The sequence below is a fragment of the Spirochaetota bacterium genome, assembly GCA_035477215.1.
GTDB lineage: Bacteria > Spirochaetota > UBA4802 > UBA4802 > UBA5368 > MVZN01.
This window is the reverse complement of the sequence record DATIKU010000058.1, coordinates 151,358-169,544: the sequence shown is the minus strand read 5'-3', so window position 1 is coordinate 169,544 and position 18,187 is coordinate 151,358. Positions and strand designations below refer to the sequence as shown.

Genomic DNA, 18,187 nt, shown 5'->3' with positions numbered 1-18,187 from the left:
CGATAATACGGGTAGAGAGGTCCGATGCGCCCTAACGAAGATACCGGACCATATATCCCGCCGGAAACGACGCTCCCTGAAATAACGCTCAAAGGCGTGCTTCTCGGCGTGGTGCTTGCCGTTGTGCTCGCCGGTGCGAATTCCTATCTCGGTCTCTTCGCCGGACTCACCGTTTCCGCGGCCATACCGGCCGCCGTGGTTTCGATGGCGGTTCTGGGCCTTTTCAAGCGGTCGAACATTCTCGAAAATAACGCGGTACAGACCGCCGCATCGGCGGGCGAGGCGCTTGCGTGCGGCGCGATCTTCACGATGCCGGCGCTCGTGCTCATGGGTTATTGGAATACGTTTGATTACTGGGAGACTACCTTTATCGCGGCGTCGGGAGGAGTGCTCGGGGTGTTGTTTACCATCCCGCTGCGACGCACGCTGATCGTTGAGCAAAAGCTCACGTTTCCCGAGGGCCTCGCCACCGCCGAAGTACTGAAGACGGGAGCGCGGGGGGGGAGCTCGATCCGCCAGCTTCTGCTGGCCTCAATCGCAGGCGGCCTGTTCAAACTGTTCGGTTCGGGTTTCAGCATCTGGAAGGAAACCGCGGTAGCGGCCGCGCTTGCAGGCGGCAAAGTGTTTATTTACTTCGGTGTCAATCTTTCTCCGGCGCTGTTGTCGGTGGGATACATTGTTGGAATGAACATCGCCGTGCTCATATTTATCGGCGGGGCTATAAGCTGGTGGATCGGCATACCGCTGTATATCGCAATCAATGGAGCCCCCGCCGATGTTACGGCCTTCGACCTGGGACATCTGATCTGGAGCACGAAAATCCGGTTTCTGGGCGTCGGCGCCATGGTCGTCGGCGGTCTGTGGGCGCTGGTGAGCCTTCGGCAATCAATCACGTCGGTATTTTCAGACAGTTGGAAGGCATTCCGTTTCGGCGGTTCATCCTCGGAAAAATCGCGCACCGAAAGGGACACCCCGCTTCAATGGGTGCTGCTCGGAATTGCCGTAATGATAGTCCCCGTTTTTATTATTTACCTGAAAGAGATGCATTCAATATCACTGACGACCTTCATGTCGGTGCTCATGGTTTTCGCCGGCTTTCTTTTTTCGGCGGTGGGCGGCTATATGGCCGGACTTGTCGGAAGCTCGAACAATCCGGTTTCCGGAGTCACGGTCGCTACGGTTCTGTGCTCGGCCCTGCTTCTTGCCGCGCTGGCCGGCACGGGAGCGGCCGTGGGGCCCGCTTCGGCGGTACTTATCGGAGCGGTGGTGGCATGCGCGGCCGCCATCGCGGGCGACAACATGCAGGATTTAAAAGCGGGATATGTGCTTGGTTCCACGCCATGGAAGCTTCAGATAATGCAGATAACCGGTGTGCTCGCATCCGCCCTGGTCATCGGACCGGTGCTGAACCTGCTCAATGCCGCCTACGGATTCGGACCCAGGAGCGCCCTTCATCCACAATCGCTTCCCGCCCCGCAGGCCACGCTCATGCAGAGCGTGGCGGAGGGGGTATTCGGCGGAAACCTGCCCTGGAATATCATCGCGACCGGGGCCGTAATAGGGGTCGCCTGTATTATTGCCGACCTGCTCTTGAAGAAAAGCGGCTCCTCCTTTCGTGCGCCGGTCCTCGCCGTGGCGGTGGGGCTTTATCTGCCTTTCGAGCTCGACGTCGTAATAATGCTCGGCGGGCTTGTCGCGCTGCTGGCACAGAGAATGAAAAACCGCGATACGGCGGGTGGCAAATCGGGTATCCTGGCGGCTTCGGGATTCATAACCGGTGAGGCGGTCATGGGAATCGTCCTCGCAATACCGGTGGCGCTTTCGGGTAAATCGAACGTCCTCCACCTGATCCGGGAACCAATAGGGGCCTGGCCCGGAGTGGCGTTGTTCGTGATGATAGGTTTCTGGTTGTGGTCCCGCGGCGGGACGAAGGATTAAAACAGACAGTTTCTCCCGCGTTAAATCACCTTGACATTCGCGTAAAATTCGGATAGCATACGGGTGCTATGCTGCCTGACCTTATATCCACGCAACGTTCAATGACGGCCCTTGCGGCGAGGCTGGTGGTTTGTACTCTTGCCGTTTTAGCCCTGCTGCTATTATCTACAGACGCTGTTTACTCTCTTGATTGTGGTGATGGAACGATCTCGATCGGCGAGCGCTTTGATAAAAAGGCAATTTATCCGGGGATGGAAGTATATGAGGATCCTGACGGCTCGCTTACGATCAGCGATGTCACGTCACCGGCTGTTTCCGGGCGTTTTTTCCGACTGCGCGGCGACCCGCCCAACATCGGTTACACCGGATCGGTTTTCTGGGTGCGCTTCTGCATTCGCAATGACTCCCGCGCGGAGATCGAATGGCGGTTACATCTCGCACAGACCTGGACGAAACGTTTGGATCTTTACATCCCCGGCAAAAACGGTTATCGGATACTGACAACCGGTCACGAATTTTCGTTCGCAAAACGGCCAATTAACTTCAGGGAGTTTTTGCTCCCCATGGTTCAGCCCCCCGGCACGGTCCGCTATCATCTGCGCGTCGATCCCGGTATAAATACGCTGAGCCTTAACCTGTATGCGTGGGATCCGCAATCATTTGAACGGCACGTCTTACGGGAACTGCCGATATATTGGATTTTTACCGGTTTGCTCGCCGCCATGGTCCTTTACAGTCTGCTGCTGTGGATTTCAATAAAGGATTATACCTATCTTCTCAACGGGGCATTTATCGGAGCGATCGCCCTCTACAGGCTCGATTTCGACGGTCTTGCCTTACAGTACCTGTGGCCGGAGAGTACGTGGTGGAAGTCAATTTCGCTACAGGTGCTTTCTTCGCTGTCCTATCTAACGGGGATATTGCTTTTCAATTACTATCTGCGTCTTCGCGATTTCCTCCCGAAAATAGGCAGGGTCCTGCTATCCATCGCCGTTCTTTACATCGTCAGGATTGTTTTCAAGATGGCGCACCTGCCGCTGCCGGGCGACATCTGGTTCATCGCGATCAATACCATAGTCCTCCTGTTGCTCATTTACAGCGGCCTGCTGACAGCCATGCGTGGTTTCAGACCTGCGCGGTTTTTTCTGATCGGAGCGGGCATGCTGCTTGCGGTCGCCGTAGTTACGAATATGCGGGGATTCGGTCTCATCAGCGATAATATAATCACCATATGGGGCGTTCACTTTTCCACCGCGATGCTGGTAATCCTTGTTTCACTTGGTCTGGCCGACAGCATAAATGCGATCAAGAACGAACTCATGCACAGCCAGGATAACCTTTTATATCTTAACAGGCGTCTCGATGAAGAGCGCGAGCGTCTTTCGGTAACGCTTCGTTCGATCGGGGAAGGCGTCATCACCACCGACCTTGAAGGCAGGGTGGTATTGATGAACAGGGCCGCGGAGAAAATTACGGCAATGCCCCTGTCGGAAGCATTGGGCCTTAAAGTGGGATCGGTATTGCGATTCGCCGGTCCGGACCATTCTGCGCTCGATCTGCTTGCCCCGGTTATTGCACGGGGGGGCAATGGATACGAATCCTCCGGCAAAGGGAACATACCCGTTTCAGACGGTATTGAACGCGTCATCGAATACGACATCTCTCCGGTCGCGGATAAAGCGAGCAGGGTTATGGGAATGGTTGTGGCGTTTCGGGATATTACCGAGCGCCAGATGCTCGGAGAGGAGATCATTAAATCGAGCAGGATCGAGTCGCTCGGAGTGCTCGCCGGCGGTATTGCGCACGATTTCAACAACGTGTTGACGGTGATACTTGGCAATATCACCCTGGCCAAGATGATAACGCCGGAAAGCGAGAGGATATACAGAATCCTCTCCGAGGCCGAGGCGGCTTCTTATAGAGCGCGCAACCTCACGCAGCAGCTACTTACGTTCGCCCGCGGAGGGGAGCCGGTACGATCCATTGTTGATATCGGGAAGCTCCTGATTGAAACCGTCAACTTAGTACTCACCGGTTCGCAGGTGCGCGGGGAGTTTTCAATTCAGAATGATCTCTCCATGGTGGAGGTTGACGAGGGACAGCTCGGCCAGGTGATTAACAATATCTCGATTAATGCGATTCAGGCCATGCCGGATGGAGGCACGATTTGGGTGGAGGCCCGGAATCGCGAAATAATTGCGGGAGAGGCCATACCGCTTGAGCCCGGCTTCTACGTGATGGTTTCGATTGCGGACGAGGGTGGCGGCATACCACCCGACCACATGAAAAAGGTGTTCGACCCGTATTTTACTACCAAAGCAAACGGCACCGGTCTCGGGCTGGCGAGCAGCTTCAATATAATTCGAAAACACGGAGGTTTTATTTCGGCGGGGTCCCACCGGGAGGGAGGCGCCGAAATCGTGTTTTATCTCCCGACTGTGGTCGGCCGCGAGGTGCCGAAAGATCAGGGCGCGAAGGGCATTATACGGGGAAAGGGCAGAGTGCTGATAATGGATGATGAGGAGCATATTCTCGATATCGCGGGAAGGCTGCTCGACGCGCTCGGATATGATGCTGATTTTGCGATAAATGGGGACGTAGCTGTGGAAATGTACCGTCGTGCGTTGGAATCCGGGAATCGGTTCGATGCGGTAATAATGGATCTGACGGTCCAGGGGGGCGCCGGCGGGAAAGTGAGCATCAAACATTTATTGGAAATCGATCCCGATGTCAGGGCGATCGTATCGAGCGGGTACTCGAATGATCCGATTATGGCGAACTACCGGGAATACGGTTTCAGAGGCGTTGTGGTAAAACCATACCGGGTGGAGGACCTCAGTACGGTGCTTCATTTGGTAATCAAGGAAACACTGCAGAACAACGACAGAACCTGGCCGAAGGTATAAAATATAAATTAATTTATGCTTGCCCTTGTATTCACCGCCGTTATCATCCCCCGTATGTAACCAGTTTCAAGAACAGACACTAATAGTACAGGCATGTTGTGCGTCTGAAAATCGTATTCCACGGTCCTGTCGAGTTAAAATACAGTGGGCGATTTGCCGGTTACGCGACTGCCCGATAATTATTCTACGATTTACGGAGGCACTATGAAGCGATTTCTTTCATATGTACTGATAGGGTTGGTAGCGGGGTCGGCGGCCGGCTGCGGTTACAATACCATGCAGGCGCAGGAAGAGGCGGTTTTCGCCGCATGGGGAGACGTGGAAGCGGCATATCAGCGCAGAATGGACCTCGTCCCCAACCTGGTGCAAACCGTAAAGGCGTATGCAAAGCATGAAAAAGAAACACTGATTGCGGTAACCGAGGCCAGGGCCAAAGTGGGCACCATTCAGATGTCTAAAGATTTGCTTAATAATCCCCAGATTTTTACGCAATTCCAGCAGGCCCAGGGCGCGCTCTCGAGCGCCCTTTCCCGGCTCATGGTGGTAATGGAGCGCTACCCGGACCTCAAGGCCAATCAGAACTTCCTTGATCTGCAAAATCAGCTCGAAGGCACGGAAAACAGGATTAATGTCGCAAGGGTGCGCTACAACCAGTCGGTCCAGGATTTCAATACGAGTATCCGCGTATTTCCCAACTCGCTTACCAACAAACTGTTACTGCGCCTCGAGCGCAAGGAACCGTTCAAGGCGGAAGAGGGAGCGAAGACCGCGCCCAAGGTACAGTTCGAGTAGGCCGTCATGCGCCTCCGAATCCGAGTACATGCGCTGAGCGCGGCGGTCCTGCTGCTCGTCTATGCTGCGGCGTTGTCGGCGCTGGAAGTCCCCCGCCTCGCCGGCAGGGTCAACGACTACGCCGGGATCATTTCGCCCGAAACCGAATCGATAATCGAATCGTCGCTGGCCGGGCTCGAACTGTCCGACTCCACCCAGGTGGTGGTGCTTACGATGAAATCCATAGATGGGGCGCCCATCGAGGAATTCGGAATCAAGGTCGCGGAACAGTGGAAGATAGGGCTGAAGGGGCTCGACAACGGAGCGATCCTAATTGTTGCGCTCGAGGAACGCACGGTGCGGATAGAGGTCGGGAGAGGGCTTGAGGGAAAACTCACCGACCTCATGTCGGGACGTATTATTCGCCACGAGATCGTTCCGCTGCTCAAAAAGGGCGATTTCGACGGTGGTATCCTGGCGGGTGTCAACGCCATTGTCGGGACGGTAAAGGGCGAGTACGTCGCCCCTGAGCCGAAGTCCACAGAACGCAGGAGCAAGGGCGGTTCGCCGGCGTTTATGCTCCTGGTGGCGTTTTTTGTAATCACCTCGGTGCTTGGGGGTATCTCGAAGATACTTGGGGGAGTGTCCGGAGCGGTCGGTCTGCCTCTGGGGGCGCTTTTACTGGTTGGAGGGATTTCAATTATTCCCGGTGCAATCCTCGCCGTTGTGGGGTTCCTTTTCGGTCTTATGATGAGCTCAATGCCCAGGGGATCCGGAAGAGGCGGTTTTTCGAGTGGTGGATTCGGCGGTTTCGGAGGGGGCTCGGGCAGTTTCGGCGGCGGTGGATTCTCCGGCGGCGGTGGCGGTTTCGGCGGCGGCGGCGCTTCGGGCAGCTGGTGAGGGGGTAAGGCAATGAACAGGAATGCAAAAGACTTCTTCAGTAAATCCGAGAGCAAGGCGATCGAAGAGACCATATACGCCGCGGAGTCGAAAACCTCAGGAGAGGTCGTCCTGATGATCACCGATGAGAGTGCGCTGTATCGCGAGGCAGCAATGCTCGGGGCGGTGGTATTTGGCGTCCTCAGTGCGCTGACTGCCGAAATGCTCGTACGAGCGCTTATGCTTCATGGAACTTTCTGGGCGGACGGTGCGTCGGGATTCATGCCTCAGTTGCTGACGGCAAGCGCGACCCAGGTTTCGGTCTGGACATTCATACCCCTTCTTTCCCTGTTTTATTATGTCTGGAAGTATCTGTTACTGAAGCTTCCGGGGCTAAAGCTTCTTTTTGTTTCGAAAGCCAGGCTCGGGGAGGCCGTGCGCGAGGGGGCGGTTCGGGCTTTTTACGAAAAAGGGCTGTATCGGACGAGGGATGAAACGGGAATTCTGATTTATATCTCATTGCGCGAACACAGGGTCTGGATCCTTGGTGACCGCGGAATCAATGATAAAATTCCAGCCCATTTCTGGGAGGAACTTTCCGCCGAACTCGCGACGGGAATCCGCGAGGGGCGTACCGGCGGTGCCGTTACTTCGGTGATCGAGAAATGCGGGGCCGAACTTGCCCGTCATTTCCCACGCAAGTCCGACGATACAAACGAGATGGACAACCGCGTGATATATTAAATGTAACCCGCTCGCAGAAGGCCTAAAGGGCGCGGATACTATATGAATGCAGCGTCTTTTCCCGTTTTACTGATGGCGACGGTATGTTTCTACGTCGGGCTTTATTATCTGGTCGTGTTTGTACGGCTGAAGGATCAGAAAGAAAACCTGTTCTTCTCTCTCACCTGTCTGAGCATCGGGTTGTACGATGTGTTCTGCGCGGGACTCTACGGGGCCCGGTCCGTAGAAGACGGCATGACCTGGCAGCGCCTGCAGTTTGCGAGCCTCTGCCTGTTTTCCGTTTCAATCGCCTGGTTCATCTTTTACTTTACACGGTATCATTCGCGGCGTCCGTTTATCGTATCAACCGCATGGTTTTTCCTTCTCTCTATCGCCGGCATGGCGATCCGGGGACCGCTGACGCTATCACCGGAGGGGCCGTCGATAAAGCATGTTTCGTTCGCGGACATAGCGCGCGTAAGCTATTTCGAAGCGAGCCCTGGTCCGCTGTATTCGGTCCAGTACGCCTCGATGATAGCTCTTTCGGTCTTCCTGATGGTTATCCTCGTTCGCCACTTCGCCGGAACTGGAAGCCGCCACCTTCGTCCGATACTCCTCTCGTTCCTGATATTTTTCTGTGCGGCGCTCAACGACGCGCTTGTGGGTGCCGCTGTATACCCCGGTGTTTACGTACTTGAATACGCCTACATGCTCATAATTCTTTCGATGAGTTACGGCCTGCTGAATACCTTCGTCGATCTTCACAATGAGGTGGCCGAACTCAACGCGACACTTGAAAAAAAGGTCGATGAAAAAACCATCGAGGTCTTTTTCAGAGAGGTGGGAATGAACCTGTGCGCCCAGACGCTTTCCGACCTTTCGCCTTCAGGCGCAACGGGGCGCGGAGCCGGGGTAATGGAACGGCTGGCCGGAGGCGGCATTCGGGGAATCGCGGCCATGAGCAGGGATATCGCCGTCCTCTCAAATCCGGATGAGCTGTTGCGGCGCATAGTGGAGAAGGCCGCGGAGACGTCCGGTTCCGTCGCAGGTCGGTTCTATATCATCGGTGACAGGGGCGTGCCGGCAATCATTTCCGAGTTTCGGCTTCCCGGTGAATCGCTCAGGGTTTCTGAAAGGATGGTGCGCGAAGCGGCGAAAAACGAAATGATTGAAGCGAAGAAAGTGGAGATGATCTCTGCAACGCACGGAAACGAGCTCTATCTTCCAGTCCGCGGCCGGGGAGTATGCATCGGGGTCATATATCTCCGTCGGGACAGGGACGGTGGCGGTTTCGTTGATGACGATGTTTCGTTGCTCAGGGCGTTTCTCGAAGCGACCTCGAACGCCATTGAAAACGCTCTCCTTTACAAGAGGGTACGGGAAACCATCCGCCCGGTGCGGAAGACGACCATCACCCCGGTTACTGAAGAGAAGATAAAAAGATCTCTGGTGTATATCGGTGAAAACTTTACGTCGGATATCTCCCGCGAAGGGCTTGCCGCTTCGCTCAGCATGCACCCCGACAGCCTGGGCAGGTTTTTCAGGATGTATACGGGTAAAAAGATCAGCGAATACATCAACGAACTCAGGATCGGAAAAGTCGTTTACGATTTAAAAAACACCGATAGCAGCATAGTGCAGATCGCCTTTTCGGCCGGTTTCGAGAGCATCGCTACCTTCAACCGGGCGTTCCTCAAGGTGATGAAACTGACTCCGAAGGAATATCGGGACAGGCATTCCACTTAGATGCAGGCATACCGTCTTTTCAATTTCTGATTGCTCTGAAATTGACGAGACAGGGGGCGGATTCTCCGGTATACATCAACCATCAACCGCGGATAAACGGAGGGCCGGTACACGGTGTGTCCCGCCCTGGCGCACGCTGAATAACAGGGGCCGCCGGGAACCACTACGGCCGCTCCGGGACGGTATGGTGAAAGAGAGCAGCCTGTATATCCTGGCGCACGACCTTGGCACTACCGGTAATAAATCCTGTATATACCGGCTCGGCGACGCCATCGAACTCGTGGATTCAAGCCTCGTCGAATACCCCCTGATAACCACCCCTGACGGCGGCGCCGAGGAACGGGCCGATGACTGGTGGAATGCCGTGTGTCTTGCCACCCGTACAATCATGGAACGTTCCGGTATCCGGCCGGCGCAGATAAAGGGAATGGCGTTCTGCTGCCAGCTCCAGGGGTCGGTGATGGTCGATGATAACGGCACGGCGCTGCGAAACCCGATGGTTTATCTCGACGGGCGCGCGACCGCACAGATGGAGCGGTACCTCTATAACGGCATCTTGAAAATCGACAAATGGAACGCATACAAGACTCTCCGTTCGCTGATGGTGACCGGGGGACTGGCGGGTACGGCAAAAGACCCGCTCTGGAAATATCACTGGGTGCGCGAGAACGAACCCGAGATCTTCCGCCGCGTGCACCGTTGGATCGACGTAAAGGACTACCTTGTGCACCGTGCCACCGGCAATTTCGCCATGACCTACGATTCGGCGCATCTCACCTGGGTCTTCGATACCCGGCCTGGAAAGCTTGAATGGTCGCGCTCCATGTGCTCGATGTTCGATGTGGACATGCGACACCTGCCGCCTGTGATAAAGTCGACCGATGTCGCGGGAAAGCTCTCCGCCCGCGCCGCATCAGAAATGGGGCTTGAGCCCGGGGTTCCCATATTCGGCGGAGGCGGCGACACCTCGCTGATATCGATAGGCTCGGGCTGTCTCGACCTCTACGATACGCATGTTTACATCGGGACCTCGGGGTGGGTGGCTTCAAATGTCGACCGCCGCATGGTCGATGTTGGAAATTTCATCGCCTCGATCCTCAGCGCGATTCCGAAAAGCTACCTGTATGTCGCCGAACAGGAGACGTCGGGCCTCTGCCTGCAATGGTTTAGGGACCATCTCGCGCTCGACGAGATAGGCGTATACCTTAATGCGCGGCACATATGCTGCGATCCGGGAAGCGTCTACGAAAGCCTTTATCAGTTTCTGAACGACGTGGTTGCGCAGACCGGGCCGGGAGCGGGCAATGTCATTTTCACTCCGTGGCTCCACGGAAACCGGTCGCCCCGTGAGGATGCGTACGCGCGGGGGATGTTCTTCAATCTCAGCCTGTCGACCGGGAAACGGCAGATGGTGCGCTCGGTGCTTGAGGGCGGCGCCTTTCATGCGCGCTGGATGCTCGAGGCGGTGGAGCGCAGGGTGCCCCGACAGTACACGCTTCGCTTTGTAGGCGGAGGAGCCAAGTCCGATGAATGGTGCCAGATAATGGCGGACGTTACGGGGCGGAAGATCGAGACCATCGAGAACACCCAGAACGCCGGCACCATCGGCGCCGCGGTGGTGTGCGCCGTGGGGCTTGGATCCATCGGATCGTTCGCCGAGGCGAAAGCCCTGATTCCGGTTAAAGGGGTTTTCAGCCCTCGAGAAGAATATCGTAAGATGTATGACCGGAACTTCCATGTATTCAAGGAGCTGTACCGGAGGAATAAAAAACTATTCAAACTGCTTAACGACCGGGACCGCTGAGCACGACAACCCGGATAACCGATGGAAGGATGGTCCCTGCGGAAAAGCCGCGCACGGCCAGCGGTCCGGCGCACTGCAGTGAAATCAACGTATATGCGCAACGGAGGATGAAAATGAGCGACAAAATAAAAAATCCCATGCCGAAAGGATATGCCATTTCGTACTGGCCGGATACCGAGAGCCTGCTTGCGAAGCTGCACGACCTTGCGAATAATCAACCCATGTATCCCCTCAAAAGGGACAGTATGGAGGGCTTTCTTCGATATTTTGAAACGAAATGCGCTGGATCCAAAAAAATGACGGCCGAGGCGAAGGTGTACATACCCGGTGGTGTCCAGCACAATCTCGCGTTCAACTATCCCTTCCCGCTCGCGATCACGCGTGCCGAGGGCGCTTATTTATGGGACGTCGACGGCAATCGTTACATCGACTTTTTGCAGGCGGGCGGTCCGACGGTGCTGGGCAGCAATTACAAGCCCGTGCAGGAAAAAATCATCGAGCTTATCCGGGAAAGCGGTCCGGTAACGGGCCTGTTCCACGAGTATGAGCTCAAGCTTGCCGAGCTCATCTGCAGGCTGATTCCTTCCGTCGAGATGTTCAGAATGCTCGCAAGCGGAACGGAGAGCGTGATGGCCGCAATCAGAGCGGCGCGGACTTTCACCGGGAAGAAGAAGGTCATAAAGGCCGGCGGCGCGTACCACGGCTGGAGCGACCAGATGGTGTTCGGCATGCGCATTCCCGGCATTGGACCGCTCGAGGCGCACGGAATTCCGGCAGGATGTTACGCCGACACCCAGGAGGTCTTCCCGAACGATATCGACGGACCGAACGGGCTTCTTGCGATGCTCGGTCGAAATGAAAAAGACGGCGGCACCGCTGCCGTAATACTGGAGCCGTTGGGCCCGGAAAGCGGCACACGGCCCGTGGTATACGACTATAACCGTCGCGTCCGGGAGATATGCGACCGCTTCGGCGCGCTCCTCATCTTCGACGAGGTTGTGACCGCATTCCGGGTGGGGATCCATGGAGCGCAGGGATTTTTCGGCGTGAAGCCGGACCTCACGGTGTTCGGGAAATGCGTGGCCGGTGGATATCCCGCGGCGGGAGGCGTCGGCGGAAGGCGGGACGTAATGGAATGCTTTGCGGCCGGAATCCAGGGCATGAAGAAACGCGCCATGGTTGGCGGCACCCTTTCGGCGAATCCGCTTTCCTGTGCAGCGGGTTATTTCGCAATCAAGGCGATGGAGGAGACCAGCGCACCGGTTCTGGCCGGCAGGGCGGGCGATCGTCTTACCAGAGGCCTGCAGGAGATCATTGACAGACGCGGGCTGCCGTTTATCGCGTTCAATCACGGTTCGATCTGTCACCTCGAAACATCGGCGGCCATGCTCATGGACATCAACAATCCGAAGTTCTTCACCGAGGTTACGGAACGCAAGCACCTCATGGAGGAGATTGGAGCCGCTTTTACGGCCGAGGGAATAATATCTCTTGCCGGCTCGCGTCTTTACACTTCGATGGCGGATACGGACGACGTGATCGACGACGCACTCGAGCGTTTCGACCGGGTGCTCGAGTGCGTCGAAATTTAATAGGTTTGTTGCATAACAGGGAAACCCGATATACCGTTAATTTTCGAAAAATTTTAAGGAGAAATCCATGGGAAAATATGACGAATACAAAGAGAAAGTCGTCGATTACAGCAGGATGGTTTTCTCGAAGGGATATACCGCCGGCTCGGGGGGAAATGTCTCGATGCTTATAGAGGGTGAAGACGCCCTTGCAGTGACGCCGTCGGGGAAGGACTACGCGCGGTTTTCACCGGCGGACATCTGCATAGTCGGTCTCGATCTCGCTCCGATCGAGACACCGACCCGTCCCTCTATCGAGACGGGGATGCATGCCGCGATCTATAAAAACCGGGCTGACGCAAGCGCCATCATTCACGCTCACCAGACATTCGCGAGCGTGTTCGCCCTCATCAATGAACCGATACCGCCGCTCTTTGACGAGGTGCTCTTCAACCTTGGGCCGGTCATCGACCTCATTCCCTACGCGCTTTCAGGAAGTCAGGAGCTCATCGAAAACGTCGCCGCAAAGCTCGAAAACCGTTGTAACTGTTATATTTTACAGAACCACGGCGCGCTCAGCCTGGGGTCGAGCATCGAGAGGGCCTTTACCAATATGGAGCTTTTCGAAAAGGCCGCAACCGTGTATTATCACGCGCTCTGCACGGGAAGGGCCATCAGTACGCTCCCCGAATCGGTGGTGGCGCCGTTCTTCCAGCTTTTAAAGATGGGGCAGGACGCCGAGATCGCGCGCAAATCGGGAGACAAAAAATAAAGCAGGCCCCTTAGCAACGGGGATGGGGAGGTCGACTCATGGATAAACAGGCGGTAAAGGTCTACGGCTATAGATGGATCATCATGGCCGCGTTCATGATCCTCAACGTGATAATTCAGATCCACTGGGTGGCCCTCGCCGCCATAACGGGTGAGGCGGCCACGTTCTACTCGGTGTCGCCTCTTTCCATCGGCTTTCTTTCCATGATTTATATGCTGGTGTATATCGTGATGTGCATCCCGGCCTCATATATTATCGACACCTATGGGTTGCGCGTCGGTATAGGAATCGGGGCGCTTCTTGCCGGTGTTTTCGGCTTCATTAAAGGCATGTACGCCGCCGATTACACCATGGTGACGGTCTGCCAGTTCGGGCTGGCGGTAGCGCAGCCGTTCATCCTCAATGCGTACACCAAGCTCGCCGCGCAGTGGTTTCCGGTGGATGAAAGGGCGACGGTATCCGGGCTCGCTTCGCTCGCACAATACCTGGGAATCATTGTGGCGCTTGGGGTAAGCCCGTTCCTTTTTGCCGCGAAGGGAATGGAGGGAATGCTGATGATTTACGGGATCATCACGCTTGCCGGTTCGGCGATATTCCTCTTCATTATTCGGGAACGCCCGCCGACGCCTCCCGGAGCTGACGAGAGCATGGAGCGATATTCGTTCTTCACCGGACTGCGCCATATAATGGGACTCAGGGACATGCGCCTCTTGCTGGTGCTCTTTTTCATAGGTCTCGGCATCTTTAACGCGGTGACCACCTGGATAGAACAGATCCTCGCGCCGCGCGGGATTACCCCCGAACAGGCGGGTATCATCGGCGCGATCATGATGATCGGCGGGATACTCGGCGCGTCGATCCTGCCCGTCCTTTCGGACAAAACGCGAAAGCGCCGACCGTATCTCGTCGGGGCGATGATCGCTATGGTGCCGGGGCTGTTCGGCCTGGCATTCGCCGCGCAGTTCTGGCTCATACTGGCATCTTCGTTCGTTCTGGGATTTTTCATCATGAGCGCGGGCCCCATCGGCTTTCAGTACAGCGCGGAGGTAAGCCATCCCGCCCCGGAGTCGATCTCCCAGGGCGTTTTGCTGCTCGCCGGCCAGATATCCGGTGTCATTTTCATCTTCGGCATGGATGTCTTCCGCTCCGATGAAACGGGCTCCATGACTCCGTTTCTCGTTCTCTTTATGGTGCTCGTGGTCGGGAACGCGCTGCTGTGTCTGAAGCTTCGTGAATCGAAGATCGGCGGCGCCTCGTGATCGTACGTTTCTGGGACATGGATCATACCATTCTCGACAATGACTGCGACGTGTCGTGGAAGCTGTTTCTTATCGAAAAGGGCATCGCCCCGCGGGGTGACCTCGATCGGATCGTCCATTTCTGGGAGCAGTACGAGATGGGAAGGCTCGATCCCGTCTCGTTCAATGAATTTCAACTTCGCGAATTCGCGGGGAGAACGGCCGGCGAGCTCGATGCGCTTTCCGCGGAGCATTTTGAGAAAGTTGTCCGCGACAAGCTGTACGGGGACGCCCTGAAGATGATAAAAGAACAGCGCGAAGCAGGGGACATCGCCTGCATGATCACCGCCACCAACGCCGTTATAGCGTCGCATGTGGCCGTTTATCTTGGATTCGATTACATCATCGCGACCATGCTCGAGATCTCCGATGGCAGGTATACCGGAAAAATATCGGGTGAATACTGCGTCGGTGCGGGAAAGATACCCTTTATGCGCGAATTCTGTGCCGACAGGGGATCAGGCCTCAATGAGTCGTATTACTACGGCGACAGCATCGCCGACCTTCCCGTACTCGAAGCTGTCGGCAATCCCGTTGTGGTCAATCCTCGGGAAACCCTGCGCCGAATCGCGCTCGAGCGGGGTTGGCCGATCATGGATTTCGAATAGTCATCTTGTTACTTTCCTCAATGGGACAAACGCCATAATGATGGCTGCCAGTGCGTGGAAAAACACCAGCGTGTAACCCGTTGGAAGGTCCATCCGGTAAGAAATTGCAATCGATCCCAGGTTGATCGCTATGCCGATTCCCCATGCCGCGATAAGGGGATGGGCGTTGAAAAAGGCCACGGATAGCGGTGATTCACCAAGCACCAGCGCGATATAGGCGGGCGAGAGCAGAATCGCGAAAACGATCAGCACACCGGCAAGCCGCACCGAACTTGTCACTGTTACGGCGAAGGTGATGAAAAACAAAACATCCTTGACCCGTTCGGGCGCCTTTTTTTCGCTCACATAAATTACGATTCCGAGGATGGCGTACAGAACGGCAGTTGCCGGCACCTCATCCATTCCGGTAAAGAGGATATCGTAGGCCATAAGGTTTTGAAACTCCTCCATACCGTGCGGTGATTTGGAAAGGAGCATGAATACCCCGGCGATTCCGAGCGCGTAGATAAGCCCGATGACCGCTTCGAGATGCGCCGCGCGTCTGGAAGCTGTCCAGACCAGAAGAGCCCCGAAAAGGGCCCAGCCGAGCGACAACGGATACAGGAACTCCCCGTGGAAAAAGAAGAGCGAGACGGCCGCCCCGAGGGCGGCCATCTGGCCGATGGCGAGATCGGTGAAGATGATGCCGCGCCGGATGATCCGTATCCCGAAATAGGAATGGATACCGAGCAATACGATTGAAACCAGAAGCGCCGGAAGAAGAATCGTGCTCATCTGCCCAGCCTCCCCGCGATGGTTTCGAAGAGCGCATAGAGGTCCTTCGCTTCGGGAACGGCCCCGATGTCGTGAGGAAGTACGACCAGGCGCGCTCCGGTCTTTTCGGCGAGCATACGAGCTGGTTTTGAAGGATTATAGACATCCTGGAGGACCAGTTCGAGCCCCTCCGCACGCGAACGCCCGATGAGCGATTCAATGTGACGCGATGTGGGAGGTATGCCGGGGAAGGGTTCGATGGTTCCGACAAGTATCATCCCGTATCGTCGCGCAAGATAATTGAACAGGGTGTGATACGACACCACCTTCACGCCCCGGAGCGCTGCGAAACGCGTATCCAATCCGGCAAGCCGTTTGTTCCAGTCGGTCCGAAACGCGAGCAGCTTGGCCTCGTACACCGCCGCCCCTTCGGGATCGAGAAGAGCCAGTCTCGACGCAATGGCCGCGGCGATCGGCGCGATGTTGTGCGGGTCCAGGGCGTAGTGTGGATTGCCGTCTGGGTGCACGTCTCCGCCGGCGCGGGAAACGGCGATGGGGACCTCGATAAGCGTCACCGACGATGAAATGTCGAGGAGGCCATTCAGTCCCTGTTGTATCCGGGGATTTCTCGATTCCCTCACGATCGGCGGCAGCCAGCCTATCTCAAGCTGCGCGCCGTTCATAATGAGCAGGTCGGCGTCGCGTGCCTTGCCGATAAGTGAAGGCCTCGGCACTACCAAGTGCGGGTTCCAGTTGCCCTGGGAAAGTGACAAAGCTTTTACCCGTTCCCCGCCGACTTTCGCCGTCAGATCGGTGATCCATGGATAGGAGCAGACCACGTTGAGCCGCGCTTCGGCCCTTGAAGCGAAAAGGGCCATGAGCATAATTAGAATCGTCGCAACTTTTCTCATAGCAGTGCCTCCGTTTTCCTAAAAGCTGTGTGCGCCATGCGCGCCGATCGCCATGTTGACCTGTAGGAGAAGCTCGTTGTTGACTTTTTTCTTTTCGCCTTCGTAAAGATACGATGAGCGGTCATGACCGTACTGGAGGCGGATGCGCGCGAACTCGGAAGGGTCGAACTCGAGCATGCTCGTATAGCGCACAAGGTTCTCGGGGAGATCGGTGTCGGCGCCCCCGACTTTAATCTCATTCTTATTAATGAGATCGTACCGGAAACCTGCGCGCCAGCGTTGCCCGAAACGCAGGATGAGCTGGGTATAGAGACCGGATTGTTTCTTTTCGAGTTCCGCCTTCGCCCCCTGGTTATCGTATTCGTCTCCGTCGAAAACGCGATACAGGTATTCGCTCTGGAGAGATATATATCGATACGAATCGATAAGGTACTTGAGCGTTAGATCACCGCCAATTATGGAAGTATTCCCGTTTATGGCGTGGCCCCCGTTAGTGACCTCATCAACACCGTGGTTGATCCTCGTCGTTCCACACGCGACGGAGCCGCCCATCAATACGACAAAATTTCCCAGGTCAAAAGACGTTTTGATGTAGCCCGTATAGAGTTCGGGCCCGATCGCGTCCTCGACCGCATTGGTTTTTGTCACATCTTCGAATCCTTCGGTACCGAAACTCGCCTCGTTTTCACCGGAAAGGACCTCTCCACCAATAAGGAGATAGAACGGGATCGGAGCGAGAAATGTGGCGCGTATTCCCTTTTCAAGCAGGCCGTGATCGCCGAGGAATGCCTTGTAGACCAGAGGCTGGTTCGCGAAATCCCAGTAATGTGAATGCTGCTCGTTAATTCGACCGAACGAGCTCAGGAATTTGCCCGCCTTCAACTGAAGGCCCAGGGGAAGCGAGCGTGTGGTGAAAAAGGCTTCCTCCACCTCGAAGGAGTCCTCGCCGATATGGAAAGTGGCGAAGAGGTCGAAGTATGGGTCGACCACGGAATACAGCGAGAGTTCGGCATAATTGAAATTGAAACCGTTTTTGGCGTTCAAGGCCGCATATTCATGGCCGTGTTCATCATGCCCGTGAGTGTGGATCAGGCCGGGAACTTCAACCGACGCGTAGCGTTCATCGCCGATATCACGCCCCGCAACAGAAAAGTCCGCGATGAGCGAGATGTCGGGAACGAATTTGCCCTGCGCGAACGGGGCGCTTATCGGTTCATTGTAGGTATTTCTACGACGTTCGGTCGCGGATTTGTAAGCCGGCTCCTGCGCGTGGGCGAGGCCGTACGCGCAGATGATCGTTATGGCGAAATAAATATTTTTCATAGACTCCTCCTGGATACGGCAGAGTTGTTGCAAAACTCGGGGAAGATCGCATTCTCACCGCCGCAGGCGGGGGGAAACAGCGCACTTCCCAAGTTATGAAACAAGTCCGGTTTCGTTTCAAGACACATGGCCGTGAATTTCGGTGCATGTCGCGATGTAATAACGCGTATCAGGAAAAGCGGTG

14 protein-coding genes are annotated in these 18,187 nt (G+C 55.8%); 11 read left to right on the top strand and 3 right to left on the bottom strand.

What is annotated here, in order from left to right; all coding sequences use genetic code 11:
- Positions 1 to 24: 24 nt before the first annotated feature.
- From VLM75_15285 to VLM75_15235, 11 genes are all read left to right on the top strand, one after another.
- On the top strand, positions 25 to 1,938 hold the full coding sequence (locus VLM75_15285; GenBank protein ID HSV98286.1) for an oligopeptide transporter, OPT family: 1,914 nt from the start codon (positions 25 to 27) through the stop codon (positions 1,936 to 1,938).
- 68 nt (positions 1,939 to 2,006) lie between these two features.
- Positions 2,007 to 4,844, top strand: a complete 2,838-nt coding sequence (locus VLM75_15280; protein ID HSV98285.1) for a 7TM diverse intracellular signaling domain-containing protein — start codon at positions 2,007 to 2,009, stop codon at positions 4,842 to 4,844.
- Between the two features lie 204 nt (positions 4,845 to 5,048).
- Positions 5,049 to 5,636, top strand: coding sequence for a LemA family protein (locus tag VLM75_15275; GenBank protein HSV98284.1), 588 nt, complete (start codon positions 5,049 to 5,051; stop codon positions 5,634 to 5,636).
- A 6-nt stretch (positions 5,637 to 5,642) separates the two neighbouring features.
- Entirely contained in the window at positions 5,643 to 6,515 is an 873-nt protein-coding gene (locus VLM75_15270) for a TPM domain-containing protein (GenBank protein ID HSV98283.1), read from the top strand.
- Between the two features lie 12 nt (positions 6,516 to 6,527).
- Entirely contained in the window at positions 6,528 to 7,238 is a 711-nt protein-coding gene (locus VLM75_15265) for a TPM domain-containing protein (protein HSV98282.1), read from the top strand.
- 42 nt (positions 7,239 to 7,280) lie between these two features.
- A complete protein-coding gene (locus VLM75_15260; protein ID HSV98281.1) occupies positions 7,281 to 8,963 on the top strand; it encodes a helix-turn-helix domain-containing protein in 1,683 nt (560 codons plus the stop codon).
- 184 nt (positions 8,964 to 9,147) lie between these two features.
- Positions 9,148 to 10,767 (top strand): FGGY-family carbohydrate kinase, encoded by a 1,620-nt coding sequence (locus VLM75_15255; GenBank protein ID HSV98280.1) that lies wholly within the window; start codon positions 9,148 to 9,150, stop codon positions 10,765 to 10,767.
- Between the two features lie 113 nt (positions 10,768 to 10,880).
- A complete protein-coding gene (locus tag VLM75_15250; protein HSV98279.1) occupies positions 10,881 to 12,359 on the top strand; it encodes an aminotransferase class III-fold pyridoxal phosphate-dependent enzyme in 1,479 nt (492 codons plus the stop codon).
- 67 nt (positions 12,360 to 12,426) lie between these two features.
- Positions 12,427 to 13,110 carry a class II aldolase/adducin family protein gene (locus VLM75_15245; GenBank protein HSV98278.1) on the top strand — a complete coding sequence of 228 codons (684 nt, stop codon included), beginning with the start codon at positions 12,427 to 12,429 and terminating at the stop codon, positions 13,108 to 13,110.
- Between the two features lie 38 nt (positions 13,111 to 13,148).
- Positions 13,149 to 14,369, top strand: coding sequence for an MFS transporter (locus VLM75_15240; GenBank protein HSV98277.1), 1,221 nt, complete (start codon positions 13,149 to 13,151; stop codon positions 14,367 to 14,369).
- Complete coding sequence (locus VLM75_15235) at positions 14,366 to 15,016, top strand: HAD-IB family hydrolase (GenBank protein HSV98276.1); 651 nt, start codon at positions 14,366 to 14,368, stop codon at positions 15,014 to 15,016. The genes VLM75_15240 and VLM75_15235 overlap by 4 nt, the downstream gene beginning before the upstream one ends.
- On the opposite strand, the gene VLM75_15230 is transcribed toward VLM75_15235, so the two are convergent.
- From VLM75_15230 to VLM75_15220, 3 genes are read right to left on the bottom strand one after another with little or no spacing between them, the layout of a single operon-like run.
- Complete coding sequence (locus VLM75_15230) at positions 15,017 to 15,790, bottom strand: metal ABC transporter permease (GenBank protein ID HSV98275.1); 774 nt, start codon at positions 15,788 to 15,790, stop codon at positions 15,017 to 15,019.
- Positions 15,787 to 16,680, bottom strand: a complete 894-nt coding sequence (locus tag VLM75_15225; protein HSV98274.1) for a zinc ABC transporter substrate-binding protein — start codon at positions 16,678 to 16,680, stop codon at positions 15,787 to 15,789. The genes VLM75_15230 and VLM75_15225 overlap by 4 nt, the downstream gene beginning before the upstream one ends.
- 18 nt (positions 16,681 to 16,698) lie before the next feature.
- Positions 16,699 to 18,003 (bottom strand): hypothetical protein, encoded by a 1,305-nt coding sequence (locus tag VLM75_15220; protein HSV98273.1) that lies wholly within the window; start codon positions 18,001 to 18,003, stop codon positions 16,699 to 16,701.
- Between the last annotated feature and the right edge of the window lie 184 nt (positions 18,004 to 18,187).